This is a genomic window from Cellulomonas sp. SLBN-39 (assembly GCF_006715865.1).
Taxonomy (GTDB): domain Bacteria; phylum Actinomycetota; class Actinomycetes; order Actinomycetales; family Cellulomonadaceae; genus Cellulomonas.
The window spans coordinates 3164458-3184724 of the sequence record NZ_VFOA01000001.1 but is presented as its reverse complement, the minus strand read 5'-3'; the positions used below and the strand labels follow the sequence as shown (position 1 = coordinate 3184724).

The following is a 20267-nucleotide window of genomic DNA, read 5'->3' as shown; positions in this document are numbered from 1 at the left end:
GGGCGGGGCGGTCGGGGCGGGCGGGGTCGGGCGGGTGGGCGTCACTGCACCATCACCTCGAGGGGTGCGGTCCAGTCGCTCCAGCCGACGGCGTTGCGCGCGCGCAGCGTCAGTGTGTACGTGCCCGCGTCGAGGTCGTTGAGCGTGACGGTGTCGTCGACGGCGGCGTTGTCGTCGGACCCGTTCTCGGGGCCGGCGAGCTGCCACTGCACCTGCTCGACGCCGCGGCCACCGTCGCTCTCCAGCACGATCTGGAACCGCAGCGCACCCGTGCCGGACCCGTCGAGGACCTGCGCGCGCACCGTCGCCCTGCTGGGCTGACCGGGGTCGGACTCGGCCGAGGCCCAGGGGCTCCAGCCCACGGCGTTGCGCACCCGGTACTCGAACCTCGTGCGGTCCTGCGTGCTGTACGGCGAGTCCACCGACCCGACGGGCGCACCGTCGACGCGGTACTCACGGGCGTCGATCGAGGCACCGCCCGTGCCGTTGTCGGCGAACGACACCACGATCTCGTCGACGCCACCGGGTGACGCGGTGACGGTCGGCTGCTGCGGCCGCGTGCGGATCGTCACGCTCCCCGAGGTCGCACCGTCACCGCTGAGCCCGCGCGAGCTGGTCGCCGTCACGGTGAAGGGCCCCAGAGCGCCCGCGCCGAGACCCGAGAACGACCGGGAGCGGACCGTGGGACCGACCGTCGTGTCCAGGTTCGGACCGGTGATCCGGTAGCCGGTGATCGTGATGCCCGCCCCGCCGGTGCTGGTGGGCGCGTTCCAGGTCAGCTCGGCCGTGCCCTGGCCGAAGTCGGCGTCGGGGCCGGCGGTCAGCGCGACGTTCTGCGGCGCCGTCGGTGCGCTGATCGTCTCGCCCGTGGTGGTGCCGGCGGCGGACCACCCGGCCTTGTTGCGCGCCCGGACGGCGATCGCGTACGTCCTGCCCCGCTCGGCGGGACTGATGGTGCAGGACGTCGGACCGTTCGACACGCACGTCGCCGCACCGTCGACCCGCACCTCGTACTCCGCCACCTCGTCGCCGTTGCTCGACGCGACGGTCCAGCTCACCTGGATCGCGGCGGTGTCGCCCCACGGCTGGGTCTTGCGCTCGGCGGTCACGACGGGGGTGGTGGGTACGCCCGCCGGTGTCTCCGGCGCGGACGAGGGGCTCCACGCGCTCGGCTCGGGCGCACGGTTCTGCGCGCGGACCCGCACGGTGTAGGCGGTGCCGTTGGTCAGGCCCGTGAACCGGTAGGACGTCGTCGGCGTCGTCACGACCGCCGGGCCCGACGCCGGGGCCGGGGTGATCTCCAGCGTGTAGCTGGTGATCGGCGACCCGGTCGACGTCGGGGCGGACCACGTGGCCGTCAGCGCGCGGTCGTCGTCCTCCAGGGACGGCGCCGCCGGGGCGTCCGGCACCGCGTCGGGGCGCGCCGGGGCCGACGACGCGCTCGGCTCGGACCAGCCGACGGCGTTGCGCGCCGCGACGGTGAACGTGTGCTCGACGTCGTTCTGGAGCTCGTCGATCGTGCAGGTCGTGCTCGCGCACGGGTACGTGCGCCCGCTCGGGGAAGCGGTGACCTGGTACTCGGTGATGGGCTCGCCCCGGCTGTCGGGCGCCGTCCAGGACAGCACGACGGTGCGGTCGCGGACCTCGCCGACCCGCGGGGGCACGGGCGTCGCGGGCACGCCGCGCACGCGCACGGTGACGCGGCCCTCGACCTCGCGCGCCGGGTCCCCCGTGGCGTCGCGGACCCGGTAGCGCACCGACATCTGCCCGACGAAGTCGTCGGCCGGCCGCACCGCGACGCTCGAGCTCGTGGCGGACGCGGTCCCCGCCCCGGGGGTCTCCACCGTGGCACCCGTGACGGTGAGCGGGGAGCCGGGGAACGGGTTGTAGGCGTCGTCGAGCACGGGCACGGACGTCGTCTGCCCCTGGACGCCGTCGGGCACGTCCCAGGCCCGGACCGTCGCCAGCGGCTGCGTCGAGGCCACGACGGCCAGGTCGACGACGGTCGTCATGCTGCCGGCCCGCCCGTACCCGATGGTGACCTCGACCTGCGCGGTCGTGCCGCGCGGCGTCGACGCGTTCGCCGACACCCGCAGATCGGACCCGTCGAGCGCGACCGTGAAGCCCGGCACCGGCGGCGACGTGATGCGGTACGTGTAGCCGTCCTCGACGGTCGCCGGCCCCTCAGGGCCCGTGGTGAACGACAGGAGGTCGACCGCGCGCGCCGCGTCGCCCTGGCCGACGTCGAGGGCGGCGGGCCCGAACGTCGGCGGGTAGTCGTCGAGCGCGTACACGGTGATGGGCAGCGTGATGAGCGACGTGCGTGCCGTCTCGTCGCCGGCGTCCGTCGCGTCGGTGACGAGCACGCTGATCGACGCGGGGCCGACGTACCCGTCACGGGCGCGGAAGTGCAGGGTCTCGAGGTCGTCGTCCTGGACCAGCGCCGACCCGTCGGAGTTGACCGCCGTGACCTGGCCGGCGTCGGCGATCCGTGCAGTGCGCCCGGGCGCCACCTGCACCTGCTCGCCGAGGTCGATCCGCAGCTGCTCGCCCTCGGCCACGCGCAGCTCGGGGGCGCGGGGGCGCACCTGCGGCGGGAAGAAGCCGAGCGCCGGGACGGTGATGAAGGCGTACGCCGACGCGGACCGGTCCGTGCTGTTCACCAGCACGTACGGCACCGTCTGCGCCTGGTCGGCGAGCGTGACGACGACGTCGCCCTCGTCGGTGACCTGCGCCACGTCGCGGTGCGACGTGGGCACCCCGACCTCGAGGTCGGACGTCGGACCGGACGGGTTCTGCGCGACCTCGAGCACGTCGACCCGCACCTCGGTGCGGCCGAGCGTGTCGATGGCGGGGACGGTCACGTCCCGGGCGACCGGCGGCAGCACGGGCGCGTCGGGGTCGACGGTCACCGTGAGCACGCCGGTGTCCGTGCCGCCGCGGCTGTCGGCCACGCGGTAGACGACGAGGAGGACCCCCGCCTCGTCCGGGGCGGTCAGGGCGATCCGGCGCCCCGCCACCTCGGCGTCGAGGCCCTCGGGCATGTCGACGATCTCCTCCAGCGTGAGCTCGCCGGCGCCGGACGCCAGGTCGTTGGCCAGGACGCGGACCTCCACCCGCTGCCCCGGCCGCAGCGTCACCTCGTCGGGCCGCGCCTGCACGGTCGAGGCCTGGGTGGGCCGGGGGGCGACGCCGACGCGGATGGTCGCGACCGCGCGCTGCCCCACCCAGTCCTCGACGGCGTACGTGAAGGTGTCGGTGCCCGTGCTCCCCGCGAACGACTCGTACTCCAGCCAGTCCGGCCCGGTCGTGGTGACCCGGCCGAGGGTGGCGGCGCTGGCCTGGCCGAGCAGCGTCACGCCGTCGCCGTCGTCGTCGATGCCGACCAGCGGGATCGGGATGCGCACGGTCTCCCCCTCGAAGACGCGGGCGACCACGTCCCGCGGGCGGGGCGGCGACTTCGTCGTGGGGTCGGACTCGTGCACGCGCACGGTGACGGTCGCGGCGGTCACGTTGCCGGTCGCGTCCTCGACCGCGAACGTCGCGCGGGCCGTGATCGGCTCGTCCGGCGCCTGGTACCGCAGCACGTCGCCGGACACGAACAGCAGGCCCTGGCCCTCGGCGAGCGGCTCGGGCAGCTGGCGCAGCAGCGTGAGCTCGTCGCCGTCCGGGTCGGACGCCCCCTCCAGCACCGGGATGGTCACGACGCCGCCCGTGCGGACCCGGACCTCGACGTTCGGGACGACCGGTGGCTGCTGGGACGCGTTCGGCGCCACGGGCTGCACCACGATCTGGCCGACCGCGCTCGCCGAGCCGTTGGACACCTGGTAGTCGAGCACCACGGGCGCGTCCAGGGTGCGTCGGGCGCTGATCTGGACGTACCGGTGCTCGAGGAGCGCGACCTCCAGCCCGCTGCCGTCCGGCACGTCGACGCGCTGCACCACGAGCACGTTCCCGGCGGGGTCCTCGTCGTTGGCGAGCGGGTCGACGGTGACCTCGCCACCGGCCGGCAGGTACGCCACGTCGCGCACGGCAACCGGGGGGAGGGCCTCCTCCGGCCACTCCAGCACGTCGATGCGCGCGAGGCCCGTGGCCTGCTGCGGCGCGGCCGTCACGACGAACTGCACGTAGAAGGGACCCGAGCGGGCGGCCCGGAAGGTGAAGGTGCCCTGCTGCAGGTCCGGGACGATCGTCGCGCCGGCGACCTCGCCCACCGCGGCGAGGCGGGCCGGCTCGGCCGACCCGCTGCGCACGGCGTCCAGCGGGCGGAGGGTGACCTCCTGGCCCACGTACGTCACGGCGTGCACGGGGTCGATGCGCGGCGGCACGGAGCCTGCGGCGCGCACGTCGACCTCGACGACGCCGTCCACGACGTTCGTGCCGTCGCTGACCTGTACGGTGACCTGGGTGCGCCCGAGGGTGCCGCCGTCGGCGGTGAACGTCAGCACGCCGTCCTGCCGGAACCGGGCGGTCCCGGCCGCGGGGTCGGCGCTCGCGCCGACGAGCAGCAGGTCGTCGCCGTCGGGGTCGGCGAAGTCGGCGAGCACCGCGTGCTCGACGAACCCGCCGGCGTCGACGGTCGCCGTGGACGTGCGCACCTGGGTGGGCGGCGCGTCGCCGTCGCTGACCGTCAGCACGACGGTCGCCGTCGACGGCGCGTTCAGCCCGCGTCCGTCCGTGACCGTGTACGTCAGCTCGGCGGACCCGGTGGCGCCGTCGGCGACACGGACCTGGAGCGCCCGGCCGCCCTGCACGGCCTCGACCGTGCCGAACTCCTCGGGCAGCGGCGCGAACTCGGAGACCACGAGGATCCCGCAGTCGGACGACGAGTCGTTGTCGATGACGGGCAGCAGACGCGTGCGCCCGGGCCGGACGCCGAACGTGTCGTCGACGGCGACGGGCGCCGTGCTCTGCTCGGCGCACTCGTTCACCGGCTGCTGGGTCACCTGGGCGCCGTCGGACTCCTCCTGGGAGTCCTCGGGGTCCTCCTCGGGGACGACGTCCTCCCAGTTGGGCACCCGCACCTGGGTGTCGAGCTGCGGCAGCCACACGCGCCCGCCCGCGGTCTCGTTGAGCACGACCATGCCGCGGTTCACGCGGAACGCCAGCGTGTCCCCCGGCCGCATGCCCTCGAGGTCCTCCACGACCGCGTCCTGCCCGTCGCACAGGCGCAACGACGACCCGACGGTCGACGACCACGCCGCGTACGCGCAGGACCCGACCCGCACGGGAGCCGCGGGCGGGCCCGAGCCGGTCGTCGGGTGCTCGCGCGCGGCGCCGCCGTCGAGCGGCACCTCCCAGAGCGCCGACGACCCCGCCACGAGCACCGACGACGCCTGCGGGCCCGGCTGCTGGAGCACCAGGCCCTCGTCGTCCACCGTGACGGCGCCGCCGGGCGTGTGCACGGTGCTGCCCGACAGCGCGACGGCCTCGTCGCCGACCGCGGTGAGGGCGTCGAGCTCGAGAGCCCCGAAGGCACCGGCCTCCTCCGTCTGCACCGCCCCGTCGAGGGCCGGCACCCGGGTCACCGCACCGTCCTCGGGCGAGACGGCCAGCACGACGCCTGACGTCGCGACGACGGCCCGCCCGCCCTCGCCGAGCTCGAGGTCCGGGGCGTCGTCCTCGACGCGCAGCCCGTCGAGCGTCGTCATGGTCCGCACCCACACGCCGCCGTCGCGGTCCACGAGCACGACCCGGCCCGCGGCCATGTCGACGTCGACGCCCCCGATCGCGACCTGGGTGGTGGTCGTCACGGTCACGGGGTCGACGACCGACAGCACGGCGGGCTCGACCAGCAGGACGTCGCCGGCGTCCTGGAGGACGTCGAACGTGCCACCGGTGGTGACCAGGCCCCCGTCGAGCTCCTCGACGGGCACGTTGTACCTGCCGAGGCTGAGCTGGCTCGTCGCGGTCAGCCACACGCCGCCGTCGTTGAGCTCGACGCGCGCGAGCGGGAACCCGCGGTCGAGCAGCGCGAGGGACAGCACGAGCGCGGGGACGGTGACGACCGCGGCGGCCGTGGTCATGGGCCGCCGGCGCCACGTGCGGGGGTCCCACCAGGTCACGGCACGCACCCCTGGGCCGGGCGGGCGGAGGAGCTGCGGTCGACGCGCACGACGGACACCTGGACGCACACCTCCTCACCGGCCTGCTGCGCGGGCACGACGGCCCGGGGCTCGTCGACGAGGACGAGCTCGGGCTCGCCGGTCGCGGTCAGGATCCCCCACAGGTAGGCGTCACCCTCCTGCGGGTCCGGATTCTGCCACGTGACCTCGACGGACCCGTCCGCCAGACGGGTGCCCGCGATGCCGACCGGTGCGGGCACGGCAGCGGCGACGGGCTCCTGCGGGGGCGAGGTGAACTCGGTGCTGGCGGGCCCCGGCCCGGGCGTGCCCCGCCCGCCGAGGGTGACGACGAGCAGCACGGCGACCACGGCGAGGACGACCACCGCGGACACGGCGGCCGCGACCCGGCGTCGCGTCGGCGGGGCGTCGGGCTCCCCCGTCGGCTCGGCCACGCCGGGGACGGGTGCGGGGTCGAACGTCAGCACGGGCCGCCGTCGGGTCACGCCGTCGTCGAGGGCGACGGGTGCCGGCGCCGGTGCGGGCCCCGGGTCCAGCTGGAGCACCGAGCGCACGCGCGTGGCGTCGTCGGGGTCCGGCGCCACGGACGGTCCGGCGTCGACGGCCTCGCGCAGCCCCTCGTCGGGCAGGTCCAGCGCGGTGACCGGCAGGTGCAAGGACGCCTCGACCTCCTGCAGCGCACGCGCGACCGCGACCGCCGACGGGTACCGGCGCGACGGGTTCTTCGCCATCGCCCGGTCGAGCACCGCGTGCAGCGTCGCCGGGACGTCGTCGCGGCCGATCGGCGGGACGGGTGCACGCTCGATGCGGGCGACGAGCTGCTGGGCGCTGTTGGCCCCGCCGGGCACCTCGAAGGGCGTCCGGCCGGCGAGCAGGGAGTAGATCGTGGCGGCGAGGGAGTACACGTCGGAGCGCACGTCGCCCGCGGGCGGCTCGGCCAGCAGCTCCGGCGGGGACCACGGGATCGACATCCCGGTGGCGGCGCCCGCGCCCGGGCCCGTCGTCGCGGCGATCCCGAAGTCCGTGAGGGCGGGCCAGCCGAAGTCGGTCGTCAGGACGTTCGCGGGCTTGATGTCGCGGTGCAGGATCCCCGCCCGGTGCGCGGTCTCCACCGCCGACGCGAGGCGCACGCCCACGCGCAGCACCTCCGCCACGGACAGCCGCTCCACGCGGTACCGGTCGGCCAGTCCCGGGCGCGAGCAGTACTCCATGACGAGGTAGGGGCGGCCGTCGTCGGCGATCGCCGCCTGGTGGATCGTGACGATGGAGGGGTGGTGCGACAGCTGGGCCATGAGGTTGGCCTCGGTCTGGAACCGCTCGCGCACGTCGTCGTCGAGGCTCCCCGCGAGCAGCACCTTGACCGCGACGTCGCGGCGCGGCAGCAGCTGGCGGTAGAGGAACACGTCCGCGAACCCGCCGAGCCCGAGCACGCGCACGTGCTCGTACCCGGGCAGCCGCGGGGGCGTCGACGGCGCGCGCCGTGCGGTCACGCCGTGCGCTCCACCGTGAACGTCACGCCGTCGCCCAGGTCGACGACCTCGTCGGTGGCCACGACGCTCGGCTCGCCCGGGTGCAGCCGGCGCACGCCGTCGCCCGCGCGCGAGACGTGCACGCCGTTGGTGGAGTCGAGGTCGGTGACCACGACGTGCTCGCCGTCGACCCGGACCTCGGCGTGGGTGCGCGAGATGTCCTGGTTGGGGCTCGGCACGGTGACCAGCCGCGGCAGCTCACGGTTGGTGACGCGGGCCACCTGGGGCGCGCGCCCGAGCAGCACGGAACGGTCCAGGGGGACGACGAGCCCGGTGGAGAGCACCAGACGCGCGGACAGCGGCGCGGGCACCGGTGCGAGGAACGGCCCGGGCACGGCGTCCTGGCTCCACGTCGGCAGCTGGTCGCGGATCTGCGCGAGGTCGCTCGAGAGGATGGTCATGCCGTCGTGGTCGTCGTCGCCGGGCTGGTGCGTGCCGACGCGGATCATCGGCACGTCCGCCACGGCGGGCGTCGGCACGTCCGCCGGGGTGAGCACGAACGGCTCGTCGGCGGCGGGCTCGAGCACGGGCAGGTCCGGCACGGGCGTCACGGGGTCCGCGGCCGCGCCACCGTCGTCGCCGGCCCACCACGGCGTGGCGGTGCCGACGGCCTCGACGACGGGCGCCGGGTCAGGCACGAGGTCGAGCGGCGGCAGGTCCGCCGGGACGGGGACGTCGGCGCCCGCCGCACCTCCGACGGGGTCCGGCGCGGGTGCCACGACCGGGGCGCCCAGCGTCGCCGCGGCGATGCTCGCCTCCGAGCGCGCGGCCCGGCCGGAGCCACGCCGCTCCCGCAGCGCACCCGGTGCGGCGCCCGAGGTGGGGACCGCGACGTCCGCGGCCCGCACCGGCGCGCCGGTGGCCGCGGCGTCCTGCGCCCCGGCCAGCCGCACCGCCGACGCCCGCACGACGCCCGACCGCACCGGCCACCACGCGCGGCCCTGCGTGCCCGCGCCGCCGACGCGCATCGTCGCCCCGCCGGCGGAGGTCGCACGGTGCTCGGTCCACACGGCCCCGGGCTGCGCCTCGACGTCCTGCGCGCCGTCCGCGCCGGGCACCGCCAGGTGGATGTCGCCGCGCAGCACGGCGTGCACGTCGCCGCCGGCGGCCAGGTCGACGACGACGAAGTCCGGCAGGTCGGCGAACCCGCCGGCCGCGAGGACGCCGAGGGCCGCGAGCACGCCGCCGCCGTCGCGCGCCACCTGCCACAGGCCGTCGACGGTCGCCGTGGCCGTGCCGGGCTCGACGACGGCGACGAACCCGTCGCCGAGGACCGCGGTCCAGTCGCCCGGGACGTACTCGTGGTGCTCGTGGGCGCTCATCGCGGGTCCTCCTGCGGCTCGGGCCGCTCGCTCGTGCCGGCGTCGTGCCCGGCGTCGGTGGTGTCCCTCGGCCCGCGCGGGACGGTCGATCCGTTGAGCATCTCGTCCCACAGGTGCGGGCCGAGCTCGGCGGGCCGCGGGACGGTCATCTGCACCTGCTCCTGGGCCCCTGCGGGCGACGCGACGTCGACGACGACGACGCTGACGTTGTCGCGGGCCCCGTGCGCGAGCGCGTCCTGCACCAGGTTGGCCGCCACCTCCTGCGGGTCGGCGGACCGGAGCAGCGCACGCTCGACGTCGAGGTCGGTCAGCTCACGGGTGAGGCCGTCGGTGCAGATGACGAGGCGGTCGTCGACCCCGGCGGGCAGCAGCCAGTAGTCGGGCTCCGGGGGCTCGCCGGTGCCCAGGGCGCGGGTCAGCACGTGCCGCTCGGGGTGCCGGCCCGCCTCCGCGGGCGTGATCCGACCCGCCTCGAGGAGCTCCTGCACCACCGAGTGGTCGACGCTCACCTGCTCCAGCGCGGCGTCCGACCAGCGGTACACCCGCGAGTCGCCGACGTTGAACACCAGCCAGTAGTACCCGCCGTCGTGCTCGGTGACGGCCACGCCCGCGACGGTCGTGCCACCCTGGCGCCCGCCGGTGAACTCGGCCCGGATGCGGGTCGAGGTCCGCGCGAAGCACGCGTGCACGTCGTCGGCCGTCGCGGTGGGCTGCCCCGCCAGCTGGGCGAACTCCTCCACGGCGATCCTGCTGGCCAGGTCCCCTGCGTCGTGCCCGCCCATCCCGTCGGCGACGAGGAACACGGGCGGGTACGCCAGCAGGGCGTCCTCGTTGACCTCGCGGACCCTCCCGCGATCGGTCGCCGAACCCCACGACGTCCGCACTGCACCACCCGACCTTCCGTCACCCGTCACTGCACCGGCGCACATGGTGCCCCACGCGGGGCCCGGGGCTCATCCCCGGCGCGCGTCAGATGCCCAGCTGGTACACGCCCCAGTAGGCCAGCACCACGAGCAGCACGCCCGCACCGGCCACCACGACCCACACCGCGGCCGTGCGGACCAGCCCGGGCGCGACCCGCCGCCCGGCCCGGCGCACCGCCTGGACGCGGCGCCCGAGCAGCACGGCGGCCACCACCGTCATGATGCCGAGCACACGCACCGTGAGCCAGCCGCCCTGCACGACCCACGGGTCCCGCTGGTAGTCCATCGCCAGACGTGCGACCGACAGCAGGTACCAGACCAGCGCCACGACGGTCACCGCCGCGCCCGCACCGAGCGCGACGAGCGGGCCCACGACACCAGGGGCGAGACGGTGGCCCGCCCGCTCGTCGGCCGTCAGGTCCTGCCTGCGCCGCGTGCGCACCTCGTGCACGCCCCGGTCGAGGGCCACCGCGGCACCGGCGAGCGCCAGCATCCCCGCCGCCGCGACGACGGTCGCGAGCATGACCGAACCGTCGACGAGCCACCGCGGCTGGGGAACGGGCCCCGCGAGGTACACCTGGGTGGGCTGCTCGCCGGCCACCTGCGGCGTCGCCCCGGCCGTGCCGGGCAGCCCGCGCACCCACCCGGACAGGTCCCGCAGGAACGCCGGGACGACGTCGCCGCCGACGCGGATGCCGTGGTTGGCCCCGTCGTAGTAGCGCACCGTGACGTCCTCGTTGCCGGCCTGCGCGGTGTCGTGCAGCACCTGCAGCGCGCCCTGCTCGATGGGCATCGACGCGTCCCCCGTGCCGTAGACCACCAGGACGGGCTGCGTCATCCGCTGCTGGTACGGCGTGACGTCGAAGTCGATGTAGTCGAAGTTGCCGCCGGGGAAGGACGTGAGCCCCACGGCGCGCGGGATGGCCCGGAAGACGCCCTGCGGCACCCCGGTGTTGCGCAGGTAGGCGTCGACGGCGAACGCGGCCTGCTGGCGCGGCGGCACGACGGGCGAGGACACGAGCACCACGAACGCGAGGTCGGGGTCCTGCGCGGCCATGACGGGCGCGATCCAGCCGCCCTCGCTCTCCGCGTACACCCCGACGCGGGCGGGGTCGACCTCGGGCCGCGCGCGCAGCACGTCGACGGACCGGGCGTAGTCGGCCGCCATCTCGACGTAGTCGCGGTGCCGCAGCGTGTAGGTGTCCAGGCGCTTGTTCGGCACCATCGCCACGACGCCCGACGCGGCCAGCGCGTGCGCCTGCGTGACGAACGCCTGCGTGAACCGCCCGGTGCCGGCCCCGTGGACGAACACCACTCCCGGCAGCGGTCCGGTGGCCCCCACGGGCAGGCTCAGCCGGGCCTCGACCCACCCGCCGTCGAGCTCGACCCGGACGTCCTCGGTGCGCACCTCGTACGTCTGCGCGAGCGGCGCGTCGCCGATCGCGGTGGAGCGGGTCGTCACCGGGATCGAGTCGTGCATGAGCTCGGGGTCCCACTGCGGCCCGAGGACCGCGCCGAGGGCCGCCAGCACGAGCAGGGCGAGCGCGACGGCCGCGGCGACGCGGTAGGCGGCGGTCGGCACGCCGTCGCCCTCGCCGGTGCGGGTCACACGGCGCCACGCGGCCGTCGTCGTCATGCCCATCGGCGCGCGGTCCTCACGCCGGGACCGTGGCGATCGGGCCAGCCGTCACGAGCACCGCCATCAGAAGCCCAGCCGGCCGAGCTGCTTGGGGTCGCGCTGCCAGTCCTTGGCGACCTTGACGTGCAGGTCGAGGAACACGCGCGCACCGAGCAGGGCCTCGATCTCCGTGCGCGCCCGGGTGCCGACGTCGCGCAGCCGCGCGCCGCCGCGGCCGATGACGATGGCCTTCTGGCTGTCACGCTCGACGAACATGTGGACGCGCACGTCGAGCATGGGCACACCGTCGCGCGCGGGCTCCTCGCGCTCGACGATCTCGTCGACGACGACGGCCAGGGAGTGCGGCAGCTCGTCGCGCACGCCCTCGAGGGCGGCCTCGCGCACGAGCTCGGCGACCATGACCTGCTCGGGCTCGTCCGTCAGCTCGCCGTCCGGGTAGAGCGCCGGCCCCTCGGGCAGGTGGCCCACGAGCACCTCGGTGAGCTCGCCGACCTGGTAGCCGTCGCGGGCGGACACGGGCACGACGTCGGCCCACTCCCCCAGCGCGTCCACGGCGAGCAGCTGCTCGGCGAGTCGGCCCCGCGGCACGAGGTCCGCCTTGGTGACGACCGCGACCACCGGGGTCCCGGCACGGCCCTCGGGCGCGAGGCGGGCGAGCTGCTCGGCGATGTACCGGTCGCCGGGGCCGATCTTCTCGTTCGCGGGCAGGCAGAACCCGACGACGTCGACCTCGGTCAGCGTGTCGCGCACGAGGTCGTTGAGGCGCTCGCCGAGCAGCGTGCGCGGCCGGTGCAGGCCGGGGGTGTCGACGAGCACGAGCTGGGCGTCGTCGCGGTGGACGATGCCGCGCACCACGTGCCGCGTCGTCTGGGGCCGGCCCGACGTGATCGCGACCTTCTGCCCGACGAGGGCGTTGGTGAGCGTGGACTTGCCGGCGTTGGGGCGCCCGACGAAGCAGGCGAAGCCGGAGCGGTGGGTCATCGGGTCGCCTCCGAGGCGGACGTCGGGCGCACCTGGGGCGTGCCACGGGCGGGGGTGCGCGCGGCGGTGCCGCGGCCAGGGGTGCGTGCGTCCTCGGCGTCGGCCTCGGGGTCGGGCGTGCGGCTGACGAGCAGCGTGGCCAGGCGCTTGCGGCGGCCCTCGGCGCGCTCGGCCACCAGGTGCAGGCCGTGGACGTCGGCCGCGGAGCCGGGCAGCGGGACCTTGCCGATCGCCTTGGCCAGCAGGCCCGCAGCGGTGTCGACGTCCTCGTCCTCGACCTCGAGGCCGAACAGGTCGCCGAGCTCGTCGCGGCCCATGCGCGCCGGCACCCGGTACACGCCGTCGCCGAGGTCCTCGACGACCGGCGCGCTGGGGTCGTGCTCGTCCGTGAGCTCGCCGACGATCTCCTCGAGCGCGTCCTCGATGGTCACGAGGCCGGCGATGCCCCCGTACTCGTCGACGACGAGCGCGATGTGCGAGGAGCCGTCGCGCAGGTCCCGCAGCAGGTCGTCGACCGGCTTGGACTCCGGCACGAACACGGGCGGCCGCGCCAGGGACGAGGCCGGCGCGTCGAGCGGGTCCGGCTCCCCGGCGGCGGCCGTGCCGCGCTCGGGCAGGCGGCGCACGACGTCCTTGAGGTACAGCACGCCCACGAGGTCGTCGACGGAGTCCCCCACGACCGGGACCCGGGAGAACCCGGAGCGCAGCAGCAGCGCCAGCGCCTTGTGCAGCGGGGTGTCCGCGTGCGTGGTGATCATGTCGGTGCGCGGCACCATGACCTCGCGCGTGAGCGTGTCCCCGAGCTCGAGCACCGAGCGGAACATCTCCCGCTCGGTGTCCTCGATGGCCTCGGACTCGCTGACGCGCTCGACCATGTCCCGCAGCTCGTCCTCGTCCTGCTCGCTGGGCCCCTCGCCCGCCGGCTGCGCGCGCGAGACCACCGGTGCCAGCCACGCGACGGCCAGCAGCAGCCCGGACAGCGCGGTCAGCACGCCGGCGGGGTGGCGCCGGCCCATGGACCGCGGGCTGACCCGCACGAGGCCGAACGCCACGACGCCGCACGCCGCGGTGGCCAGCAGCGCGGTGGCCCACCACGACAGGTCCCCGGCGGCGCTGATGGCCAGCGTCAGGCAGACCGCCGCGGCCGTCTCGGCGAGGATCCGCACGAACGACGCCGCGGCCACGACCCGCTCGGGCTGCTCGACCAGGCGCAGCACCCGCCCCGCGGCACGGTGCCGCTCGGCCTCGAGCTCGGCGACCCGCGAGCGCGTGACCCGTAGCACCGCGACCTCGCCGGCGGACAGCGCGGCCGCGAGGACGAACCCGACGACCGCGACGGCGAGGAGCAGCGCGACGGGCGTCCCGGTCATCGGCCGGCGAGGAAGGTCAGGAGCAGCTGTCGCTGGAGCGCGAACATCTCCTTCTCCTCCTCCGGCTCGGCGTGGTCGTAGCCGAGCAGGTGCAGGATCCCGTGGGTCGTCAGGAGCAGCAGCTCCTCGACGGTGGAGTGCCCGGCGGCACGCGCCTGCGTGGCGGCCACCTCGGGGCACAGGACGACGTCGCCGAGCACGCCGGGCGGGGTGGGGTCGCCCTCGCGGCCGGGGCGCAGCTCGTCCATGGGGAACGAGAGCACGTCGGTCGGGCCGGGCTCGTCCATCCACTTCACGTGCAGGTCGCTCATCGCGTCGGTGTCGACGAGGCGGACGAACAGGTCCGCCTGGGGGTGCACGTGCATCGCGTCGAGCACGTACCGGCCGAGCGCGGCGAACTCCGCCTCGTCGACCTCGTGCCCGGACTCGTTGCTGACCTCGATGCTCATGACCTGTCCCACCTCGCGTAGGCGTCGATGATCTCCCCCACCAGGCGGTGGCGGACGACGTCGTGGGAGCTCAGCCGGCAGAACGCGACGTCGTCGACGTCGGCCAGGATGCTCTCCACGACGCGCAGGCCCGACGTCGTGCCGGACGGCAGGTCGGTCTGCGTGACGTCGCCGGTGACGACGACCTTGGAGCCGAAGCCCAGACGCGTGAGGAACATCTTCATCTGCTCGGTCGAGGTGTTCTGCGCCTCGTCGAGGATGATGAACGCGTCGTTGAGGGTGCGCCCGCGCATGTACGCCAGCGGGGCGACCTCGATGGTGCCGGCCTCCATGAGCCGCGGGATCGACTCCGGGTCGACCATGTCGTGCAGCGCGTCGTGCAGCGGCCGCAGGTAGGGGTCGATCTTGTCGGCGAGGGTGCCGGGCAGGAACCCGAGGCGCTCGCCGGCCTCGACGGCGGGGCGGGTCAGCACGATGCGGTTGACCTGGCGGGCCTGCAGCGCCTGCACGGCCTTGGCCATGGCCAGGTACGTCTTGCCGGTGCCGGCGGGGCCGATCCCGAAGGTCACGGTGTGCCGGTCGATCGCGTCGACGTAGTCCTTCTGGCCGGCGGTCTTGGGGCGGATGGTCTTCCCGCGCGAGGACAGGATGTTGAAGGTCAGGACGTCGGCGGGCCGGGCGTCGGCGCCGGCGGCGAGCATGGTGACGGTGCGGCGCACGACGTCGGGGCTCAGCGGGGTGCCGGCGGCGGCCATGTCGACGAGCTCGTCGACGAGGCGGGTCACGAGGGCGACGTCCCCGGGGGTGCCGGCGAGGGTCACCTCGTTGCCGCGCACGTGCACGTCGACGGTGCGGAAGCCGTCCTCGACGGCGCGCAGCACCTCGTCGCGCTGCCCGAGGAGCTCGACCATCGAGACCTCGGCGGGCACGGTGACGCGGTGCTCCACGCGCGGGTGCGGTGATGAGGTCTCAGTCATGTGCTCGGCAGGCGCCGTGCGCTCCTTCGGCTCGTGGGGTGCGTCCCGGCGGGGCGGGCACGCGACCGCCCGGTCCTGCGGCGGTCTCGCCCGAGTCTACCGACGCCCCGGGCGGGTGCCGGGTCGACGACGCACGCGACGGGCACCCGCGTGGGCCCTTCGTCCCCCGGCGCGTCGTCGTGGACCGGAGAACACTGGGGCCAGACGCCGGGCGAGGGGGCCCGGTGCGGTGGCTGCGACGAAGGAGGCACCATGGCCCGCTACGTCAGGGACTTCAGCGAGGGCGACAAGGACCAGAAGGACCTGCTCGGCGGGAAGGGGGCGAACCTCGCGGAGATGACCCGGCTGGGGCTGCCCGTCCCGCCGGGCTTCACGATCACGACCGAGGCCTGCCGGGCGTACATGCGCACCGGCGAGGTGCCGCCCGAGCTGCGCGTCGAGGTGACGATGGCGGTGCGGCACCTGGAGGACGCGCTCGGCCGTCGGCTCGGGGACTTCCACGAGCCGCTGCTGGTCTCGGTGCGCTCGGGCGCGAAGTTCTCCATGCCCGGGATGATGGAGACGGTCCTCAACGTGGGTCTCAACGACGCGTCGGTGCAGGGCCTGGCGTCGTTGTCGGGCGACGAGCGGTTCGCGTGGGACTCCTACCGGCGGCTGGTGCAGATGTTCGGGCGGACGGTGCTGGGCATCGACGCCGACCTGTTCGCCGACGCGCTCGACAAGGCGAAGGCGGCCCGGGGCGTCAGCGCCGACGTCGACCTGGACGCCGCCGACCTGCGCGGGCTCGTCGACACGTACAAGCAGATCGTCCGGGACGAGTCGGGGCGCGAGTTCCCCCAGCACCCGCGCGAGCAGCTCGACCTGGCGATCGTCGCGGTGCTGGACTCGTGGGGAACCGAGCGTGCACGGCTGTACCGCCGCAAGGAGCGGATCCCCGACGACCTGGGCACCGCGGTGAACGTGTGCACCATGGTCTTCGGCAACCTGGGCCCGACGTCGGGCACGGGCGTGGCCTTCACGCGCGACCCCGCGACGGGCCGCACGGGCGACTACGGCGACTACCTGGTCAACGCGCAGGGCGAGGACGTGGTCGCGGGCATCCGCAACACGCTGTCGCTGGCGGACCTCGAGGGCGTCGACCCCGCCGCGTACGCCGAGCTGCGCCAGGCCATGCGCCGGCTGGAGACGCACTACCGCGACCTGTGCGACATCGAGTTCACCATCGAGCGCGGCAAGCTGTGGATGCTGCAGACCCGGGTGGGCAAGCGCACCGCGCCGGCGGCCTTCCGGATCGCGTGCCAGCTCGTCGACGAGCACCTCATCACCATGGACGAGGCCCTGGCGCGGGTCAGCGGCGCACAGCTCTCACAGCTGCTGTTCCCCCAGTTCGCCGCCGACGTCGCCGGGGCCGAGCTGCTGACGCGCGCGATGCCCGCGTCGCCGGGCGCCGCCGTGGGGCAGGTCGTCCTGGACCCGGCGCGGGCCGAGGAGTGGGCCGCGCAGGGGCGGGACGTGGTGCTGGTGCGCCGCGAGACCAACCCCGACGACCTCGGCGGCATGATCGCCGCGGTCGGGGTCCTCACGGCCCGCGGCGGCAAGACCTCCCACGCGGCCGTCGTGGCCCGGGGCATGGGCCGCACCTGCGTCGTCGGCGCCGAGGAGCTGGTCATCGACACCGAGGCCGGCACGGTCACCGCCCGCGGGCGCACGGTGCACGAGGGCGACGTCGTGGCCCTCGACGGGACGACCGGCGAGGTGTTCGTCGGCGACGTCCCCGTGGTGCCCTCACCCGTGAGCCGGTACCTCGAGGACGGCCTGGACGTGGCGCTGGCCGAGGCGGCGGACGACGAGACGCGCGACCTGGTGCGCGCCGTCGACCGGATCCTCACGCACGCGGACACCGCCCGGCGGCTGCGCGTGCACGCCAACGCCGACACCGCGGCCGACGCCGCCCGCGCCCGCCGGCTGGGGGCGCAGGGCATCGGGCTGTGCCGGACCGAGCACATGTTCCTCGGTGAGCGACGGGTGCTCGTCGAGCGGGTCGTGCTGGCCGCGGACGACACCGAGCGGCAGGCCGCGCTCGACGCGCTGCTCCCCCTGCAGCGCGCGGACTTCGTCGAGCTCCTCGAGGCCATGGACGGCCTGCCGACGACGATCCGGCTCATCGACCCGCCGCTGCACGAGTTCCTGCCCGACCTGACCGCCCTGTCGGTGAAGGTCGCCGTGGACCGCGAGCGCGGAGAGGTCGACCCCGGCGACGAGCGCCTGCTCGCGGCGGTGCAGCGCATGCACGAGGCCAACCCGATGCTCGGGCTGCGCGGCGTGCGCCTCGGCCTGGTCGTGCCAGGGCTGTTCGACCTGCAGGTGCGGGCCGTCTGCGAGGCGGTGGCCGACCGGCTGGAGGCCGGCGGGTCCCCGCACGCGGAGATCATGGTGCCGCTCGTGGGCTCGGTGCAGGAGCTGCGGATCGTGCGGGAGCGGGCCCTGGCGACCATGGCGCAGGTCGGCGCGGACCGGGGCGTGGCCCTGACGCTGCCGGTGGGCTGCATGATCGAGCTGCCGCGTGCCGCGCTGACGGCGGGCCGCATCGCCGAGGAGGCCGAGTTCTTCTCGTTCGGCACGAACGACCTCACGCAGACCACGTGGGGCTTCAGCCGCGACGACGTCGAGGGGGCGTTCTTCGCGCAGTACACGGCGAACGGCGTGCTCGCGGTGTCCCCGTTCGAGACCATCGACGTGCGGGGGGTCGGGCGCCTCGTCGAGGTCGCGGTCGCCGAGGGCCGCGCCACGCGGCCGGCCATCGGCCTGGGCGTGTGCGGGGAGCACGGCGGTGACCCGGAGTCGATCCGGTTCTTCCACGGCGCCGGGCTGGACTACGTGTCGTGCTCGCCGTTCCGGGTGCCGATCGCCCGCCTGGAGGCCGGTCGCGCGGCCGTCGAGGACGGGGGCAGCGACGCCCGCTGAGGGACGTCCCGTCCGGCGCCCCACCCGTCACGCGCCGGACGGGCCACGGCGGGGCCGGTGCACCTGCGTCCGGGTGCACCGGCCCTCGCCCGCGCGGGCCCTGGGCGGCTCGCCGGTCAGCCCTGGCGGACCGGCTGTCAGCCCCAGCGGCCGAGGCGCTGGGCGAGCAGGGCCAGGGCGACGGGCCCGGCGGTCGACGTCCGCAGCACGTGCGGGCCGAGCCGGACCGTCCGCGCGCCGGCCGCGCCGAGGTCGTCGGTCTCGCGGGCGCTGATCCCGCCCTCGGGGCCGACGACGACGAGCAGGTCCCCCGCGGCGGGCAGGTCCACGTCGGCGAGCGGCACGGTGGCCTCCTCGTGCAGGACGAGGACGGCGCCGCCGGCCGCGACGGTCGCCGCCGTGCGCTCGCGCAGGCCCCGCCCGTCGAGGGAGTGCTCGACGTCGGGGGTGCGCGCCCGGCGGGCCTGCTTGGTGGCCGCGCGCACGGTCCCGACCCAGCGCTGCCGGCTCTTCTGCGCGCGGTCGCCGCGCCAGATCACGATGGAGCGCTCCGCCTGCCAGGGCACGACCGCGTCGACGCCGACCTCGGTGGCCGCCTCGATCGCCATCTCGTCGCGGTCGCCCTTGGCGAGGGCCTGCACCAGCACGAGCCGCGGGGCGGGCTCGGGCTCGACGTCGACGCGGAGCACGGCCACGCGCACGCCGTCGGGGTGCACGTCGGCGACCGTGCCGACGGCGCGCACGCCGGCGCCGTCGACGACGTCGACCCGCTCGCCGGGGGTCTTGCGCTGCACGACGCCCGCGTGCCGCCCCTCGGCCCCGGTCAGCAGGAGCTCGCCGCCGGCCACGACGTCCGCGAGGTCGCCGGGATCGACGAGGAAGACCGGTGCGCTCACCGGCCCGCGAGCTTGTCGCGGAGCTTGGCGAACACCCCCGGGTTCGCGGCCGCCAGGCGCGCGTCGGGGCGCTCCTCGCCGCGCAGGGCCGCCAGGCGCCGCAGCAGCTCGGTCTGCTCGTCGTCGGCGGGCAGCGGCACGGTCACGTCGACGTGCACGTGCAGGTCGCCGCGGCCGCCGACGTGCAGGTGCCCGACGCCCAGGCCCTTGAGGGTCACGACCTGACCGGGCTGCGTGCCCGGGCGCAGGTCGATCTCGCGCTCGCCGTCGAGGGTGTCGAGCGCGAGGACGGTGCCCAGCGCGGCGGCGGTCATCGGCACCTCAAGGGTGGCGTGCAGGTCGTCGCCCTTGCGCACGAACGTCTCGTGCTTGCGCTCGCGCACCTCGAGGTACACGTCGCCGGCCGGGCCGCCGGCGGGGCCGACCTCGCCCTGCCCGGTGAGCTTGATGCGGGTGCCGGTGTCGACGCCCGCGGGGACGTCCACCGAGAGCGTGCGGCGCGAGCGCACGCGCCCCTCGCCGGCGCACTCCGTGCAGGGCTCGGGGATGACCGTGCCGAAGCCGTGGCACGCGGCGCAGGGCTGGGTCGTCATGACCTGCCCGAGGAACGAGCGGGCGACGCGCTGGACCGAGCCGCGGCCCGCGCAGACCTCGCAGGTGCGCGGCGACGTGCCCGGGCGGCAGCACGTGCCGCCGCACGTCGGGCACAGCACGGCCGTGTCGACCTGGATCTCGCGGTGCACGCCGAACACCGTCTCGGCGAGGTCGAGGTCGAGGCGCACGAGCGCGTCCTGGCCGCGCCGGGCACGGGACGCGGGGCCGCGCTGGGCGCCACCGGCGGCGGCGCCGAAGAACGTCTCGAAGATGTCCTGGAAACCGAACCCGCCACCGGCGCCACCGCCGGGCGAGGCGGGGTCGGCACCCATGTCGTAGGCGCGGCGCTTGTCGGCGTTGCCGAGCACGTCGTAGGCGCGCGAGACGTCCTTGAAGCGCTCCTCGGCCTGCGGGTCGGCACCCGCGACGTCGGGGTGCAGCTCGCGGGCCAGGCGGCGGTAGGCCTTCTTGATCTGCTCGGGCGCCGCGTCGCGCGGCACCCCGAGGACCTCGTAGTAGTCGGTCACGTGCGGTGGGGCT

The 20267-nt window shown here is 75.5% G+C and carries 12 protein-coding genes; 1 reads left to right on the top strand and 11 read right to left on the bottom strand.

The annotated features are described in order from the left end of the window. Positions 1-41: 41 nt before the first annotated feature. From FBY24_RS14485 to FBY24_RS14445, 9 genes are all read right to left on the bottom strand, one after another. A complete protein-coding gene (locus FBY24_RS14485; protein WP_255432408.1) occupies positions 42-6065 on the bottom strand; it encodes a tandem-95 repeat protein in 6024 nt (2007 codons plus the stop codon). Next, on the bottom strand, positions 6062-7573 hold the full coding sequence (locus FBY24_RS14480; RefSeq protein WP_142161645.1) for a serine/threonine-protein kinase: 1512 nt from the start codon (positions 7571-7573) through the stop codon (positions 6062-6064). The genes FBY24_RS14485 and FBY24_RS14480 overlap by 4 nt, the downstream gene beginning before the upstream one ends. Then, complete coding sequence (locus FBY24_RS14475; protein WP_142161643.1) at positions 7570-8934, bottom strand: FHA domain-containing protein; 1365 nt, start codon at positions 8932-8934, stop codon at positions 7570-7572. The genes FBY24_RS14480 and FBY24_RS14475 overlap by 4 nt, the downstream gene beginning before the upstream one ends. Then, a complete protein-coding gene (locus tag FBY24_RS14470) occupies positions 8931-9818 on the bottom strand; it encodes a PP2C family serine/threonine-protein phosphatase (protein ID WP_142161641.1) in 888 nt (295 codons plus the stop codon). Before FBY24_RS14470 ends, FBY24_RS14475 begins: the two co-directional genes overlap by 4 nt. An 85-nt stretch (positions 9819-9903) precedes the next feature. Next, on the bottom strand, positions 9904-11493 hold the full coding sequence (locus tag FBY24_RS14465) for a S9 family peptidase (RefSeq protein ID WP_174243500.1): 1590 nt from the start codon (positions 11491-11493) through the stop codon (positions 9904-9906). Positions 11494-11559: 66 nt separating this feature from the next. Further along, positions 11560-12477, bottom strand: coding sequence for a GTPase Era (era, locus tag FBY24_RS14460; RefSeq protein WP_140458662.1), 918 nt, complete (start codon positions 12475-12477; stop codon positions 11560-11562). Beyond that, a complete protein-coding gene (locus FBY24_RS14455) occupies positions 12474-13847 on the bottom strand; it encodes a hemolysin family protein (protein WP_142161637.1) in 1374 nt (457 codons plus the stop codon). Before FBY24_RS14455 ends, era begins: the two co-directional genes overlap by 4 nt. Then, on the bottom strand, positions 13844-14296 hold the full coding sequence (ybeY, locus tag FBY24_RS14450; protein ID WP_142161635.1) for an rRNA maturation RNase YbeY: 453 nt from the start codon (positions 14294-14296) through the stop codon (positions 13844-13846). The genes FBY24_RS14455 and ybeY overlap by 4 nt, the downstream gene beginning before the upstream one ends. Next, positions 14293-15273: a PhoH family protein gene (locus FBY24_RS14445; protein WP_140458659.1), complete on the bottom strand. Its 981-nt coding sequence runs from the start codon at positions 15271-15273 to the stop codon at positions 14293-14295. The genes ybeY and FBY24_RS14445 overlap by 4 nt, the downstream gene beginning before the upstream one ends. A gap of 252 nt (positions 15274-15525) precedes the next feature. On the opposite strand from FBY24_RS14445, the gene ppdK reads away from it, so the two are divergent. Then, a complete protein-coding gene (gene ppdK / locus FBY24_RS14440) occupies positions 15526-18237 on the top strand; it encodes a pyruvate, phosphate dikinase (RefSeq protein ID WP_142161633.1) in 2712 nt (903 codons plus the stop codon). Between the two features lie 137 nt (positions 18238-18374). On the opposite strand, the gene FBY24_RS14435 is transcribed toward ppdK, so the two are convergent. Together FBY24_RS14435 and dnaJ are read right to left on the bottom strand one after the other, a co-directional pair. After that, complete coding sequence (locus FBY24_RS14435; RefSeq protein ID WP_142161631.1) at positions 18375-19133, bottom strand: 16S rRNA (uracil(1498)-N(3))-methyltransferase; 759 nt, start codon at positions 19131-19133, stop codon at positions 18375-18377. Beyond that, on the bottom strand, positions 19130-20254 hold the full coding sequence (dnaJ, locus tag FBY24_RS14430; protein WP_142161629.1) for a molecular chaperone DnaJ: 1125 nt from the start codon (positions 20252-20254) through the stop codon (positions 19130-19132). The genes FBY24_RS14435 and dnaJ overlap by 4 nt, the downstream gene beginning before the upstream one ends. Positions 20255-20267 lie beyond the last annotated feature (13 nt).

Coding starts and splice junctions, on each gene's coding strand:
- FBY24_RS14475 (WP_142161643.1), bottom strand. CDS start 8,934: ATGAGCGCCCACGAGCACCACGAGTACGTCCCGGGCGACTGGACCGCG.
- FBY24_RS14465 (WP_174243500.1), bottom strand. CDS start 11,493: ATGACGACGACGGCCGCGTGGCGCCGTGTGACCCGCACCGGCGAGGGC.
- era (WP_140458662.1), bottom strand. CDS start 12,477: ATGACCCACCGCTCCGGCTTCGCCTGCTTCGTCGGGCGCCCCAACGCC.
- FBY24_RS14455 (WP_142161637.1), bottom strand. CDS start 13,847: ATGACCGGGACGCCCGTCGCGCTGCTCCTCGCCGTCGCGGTCGTCGGG.
- ybeY (WP_142161635.1), bottom strand. CDS start 14,296: ATGAGCATCGAGGTCAGCAACGAGTCCGGGCACGAGGTCGACGAGGCG.
- FBY24_RS14445 (WP_140458659.1), bottom strand. CDS start 15,273: ATGACTGAGACCTCATCACCGCACCCGCGCGTGGAGCACCGCGTCACC.
- ppdK (WP_142161633.1), top strand. CDS start 15,526: ATGGCCCGCTACGTCAGGGACTTCAGCGAGGGCGACAAGGACCAGAAG.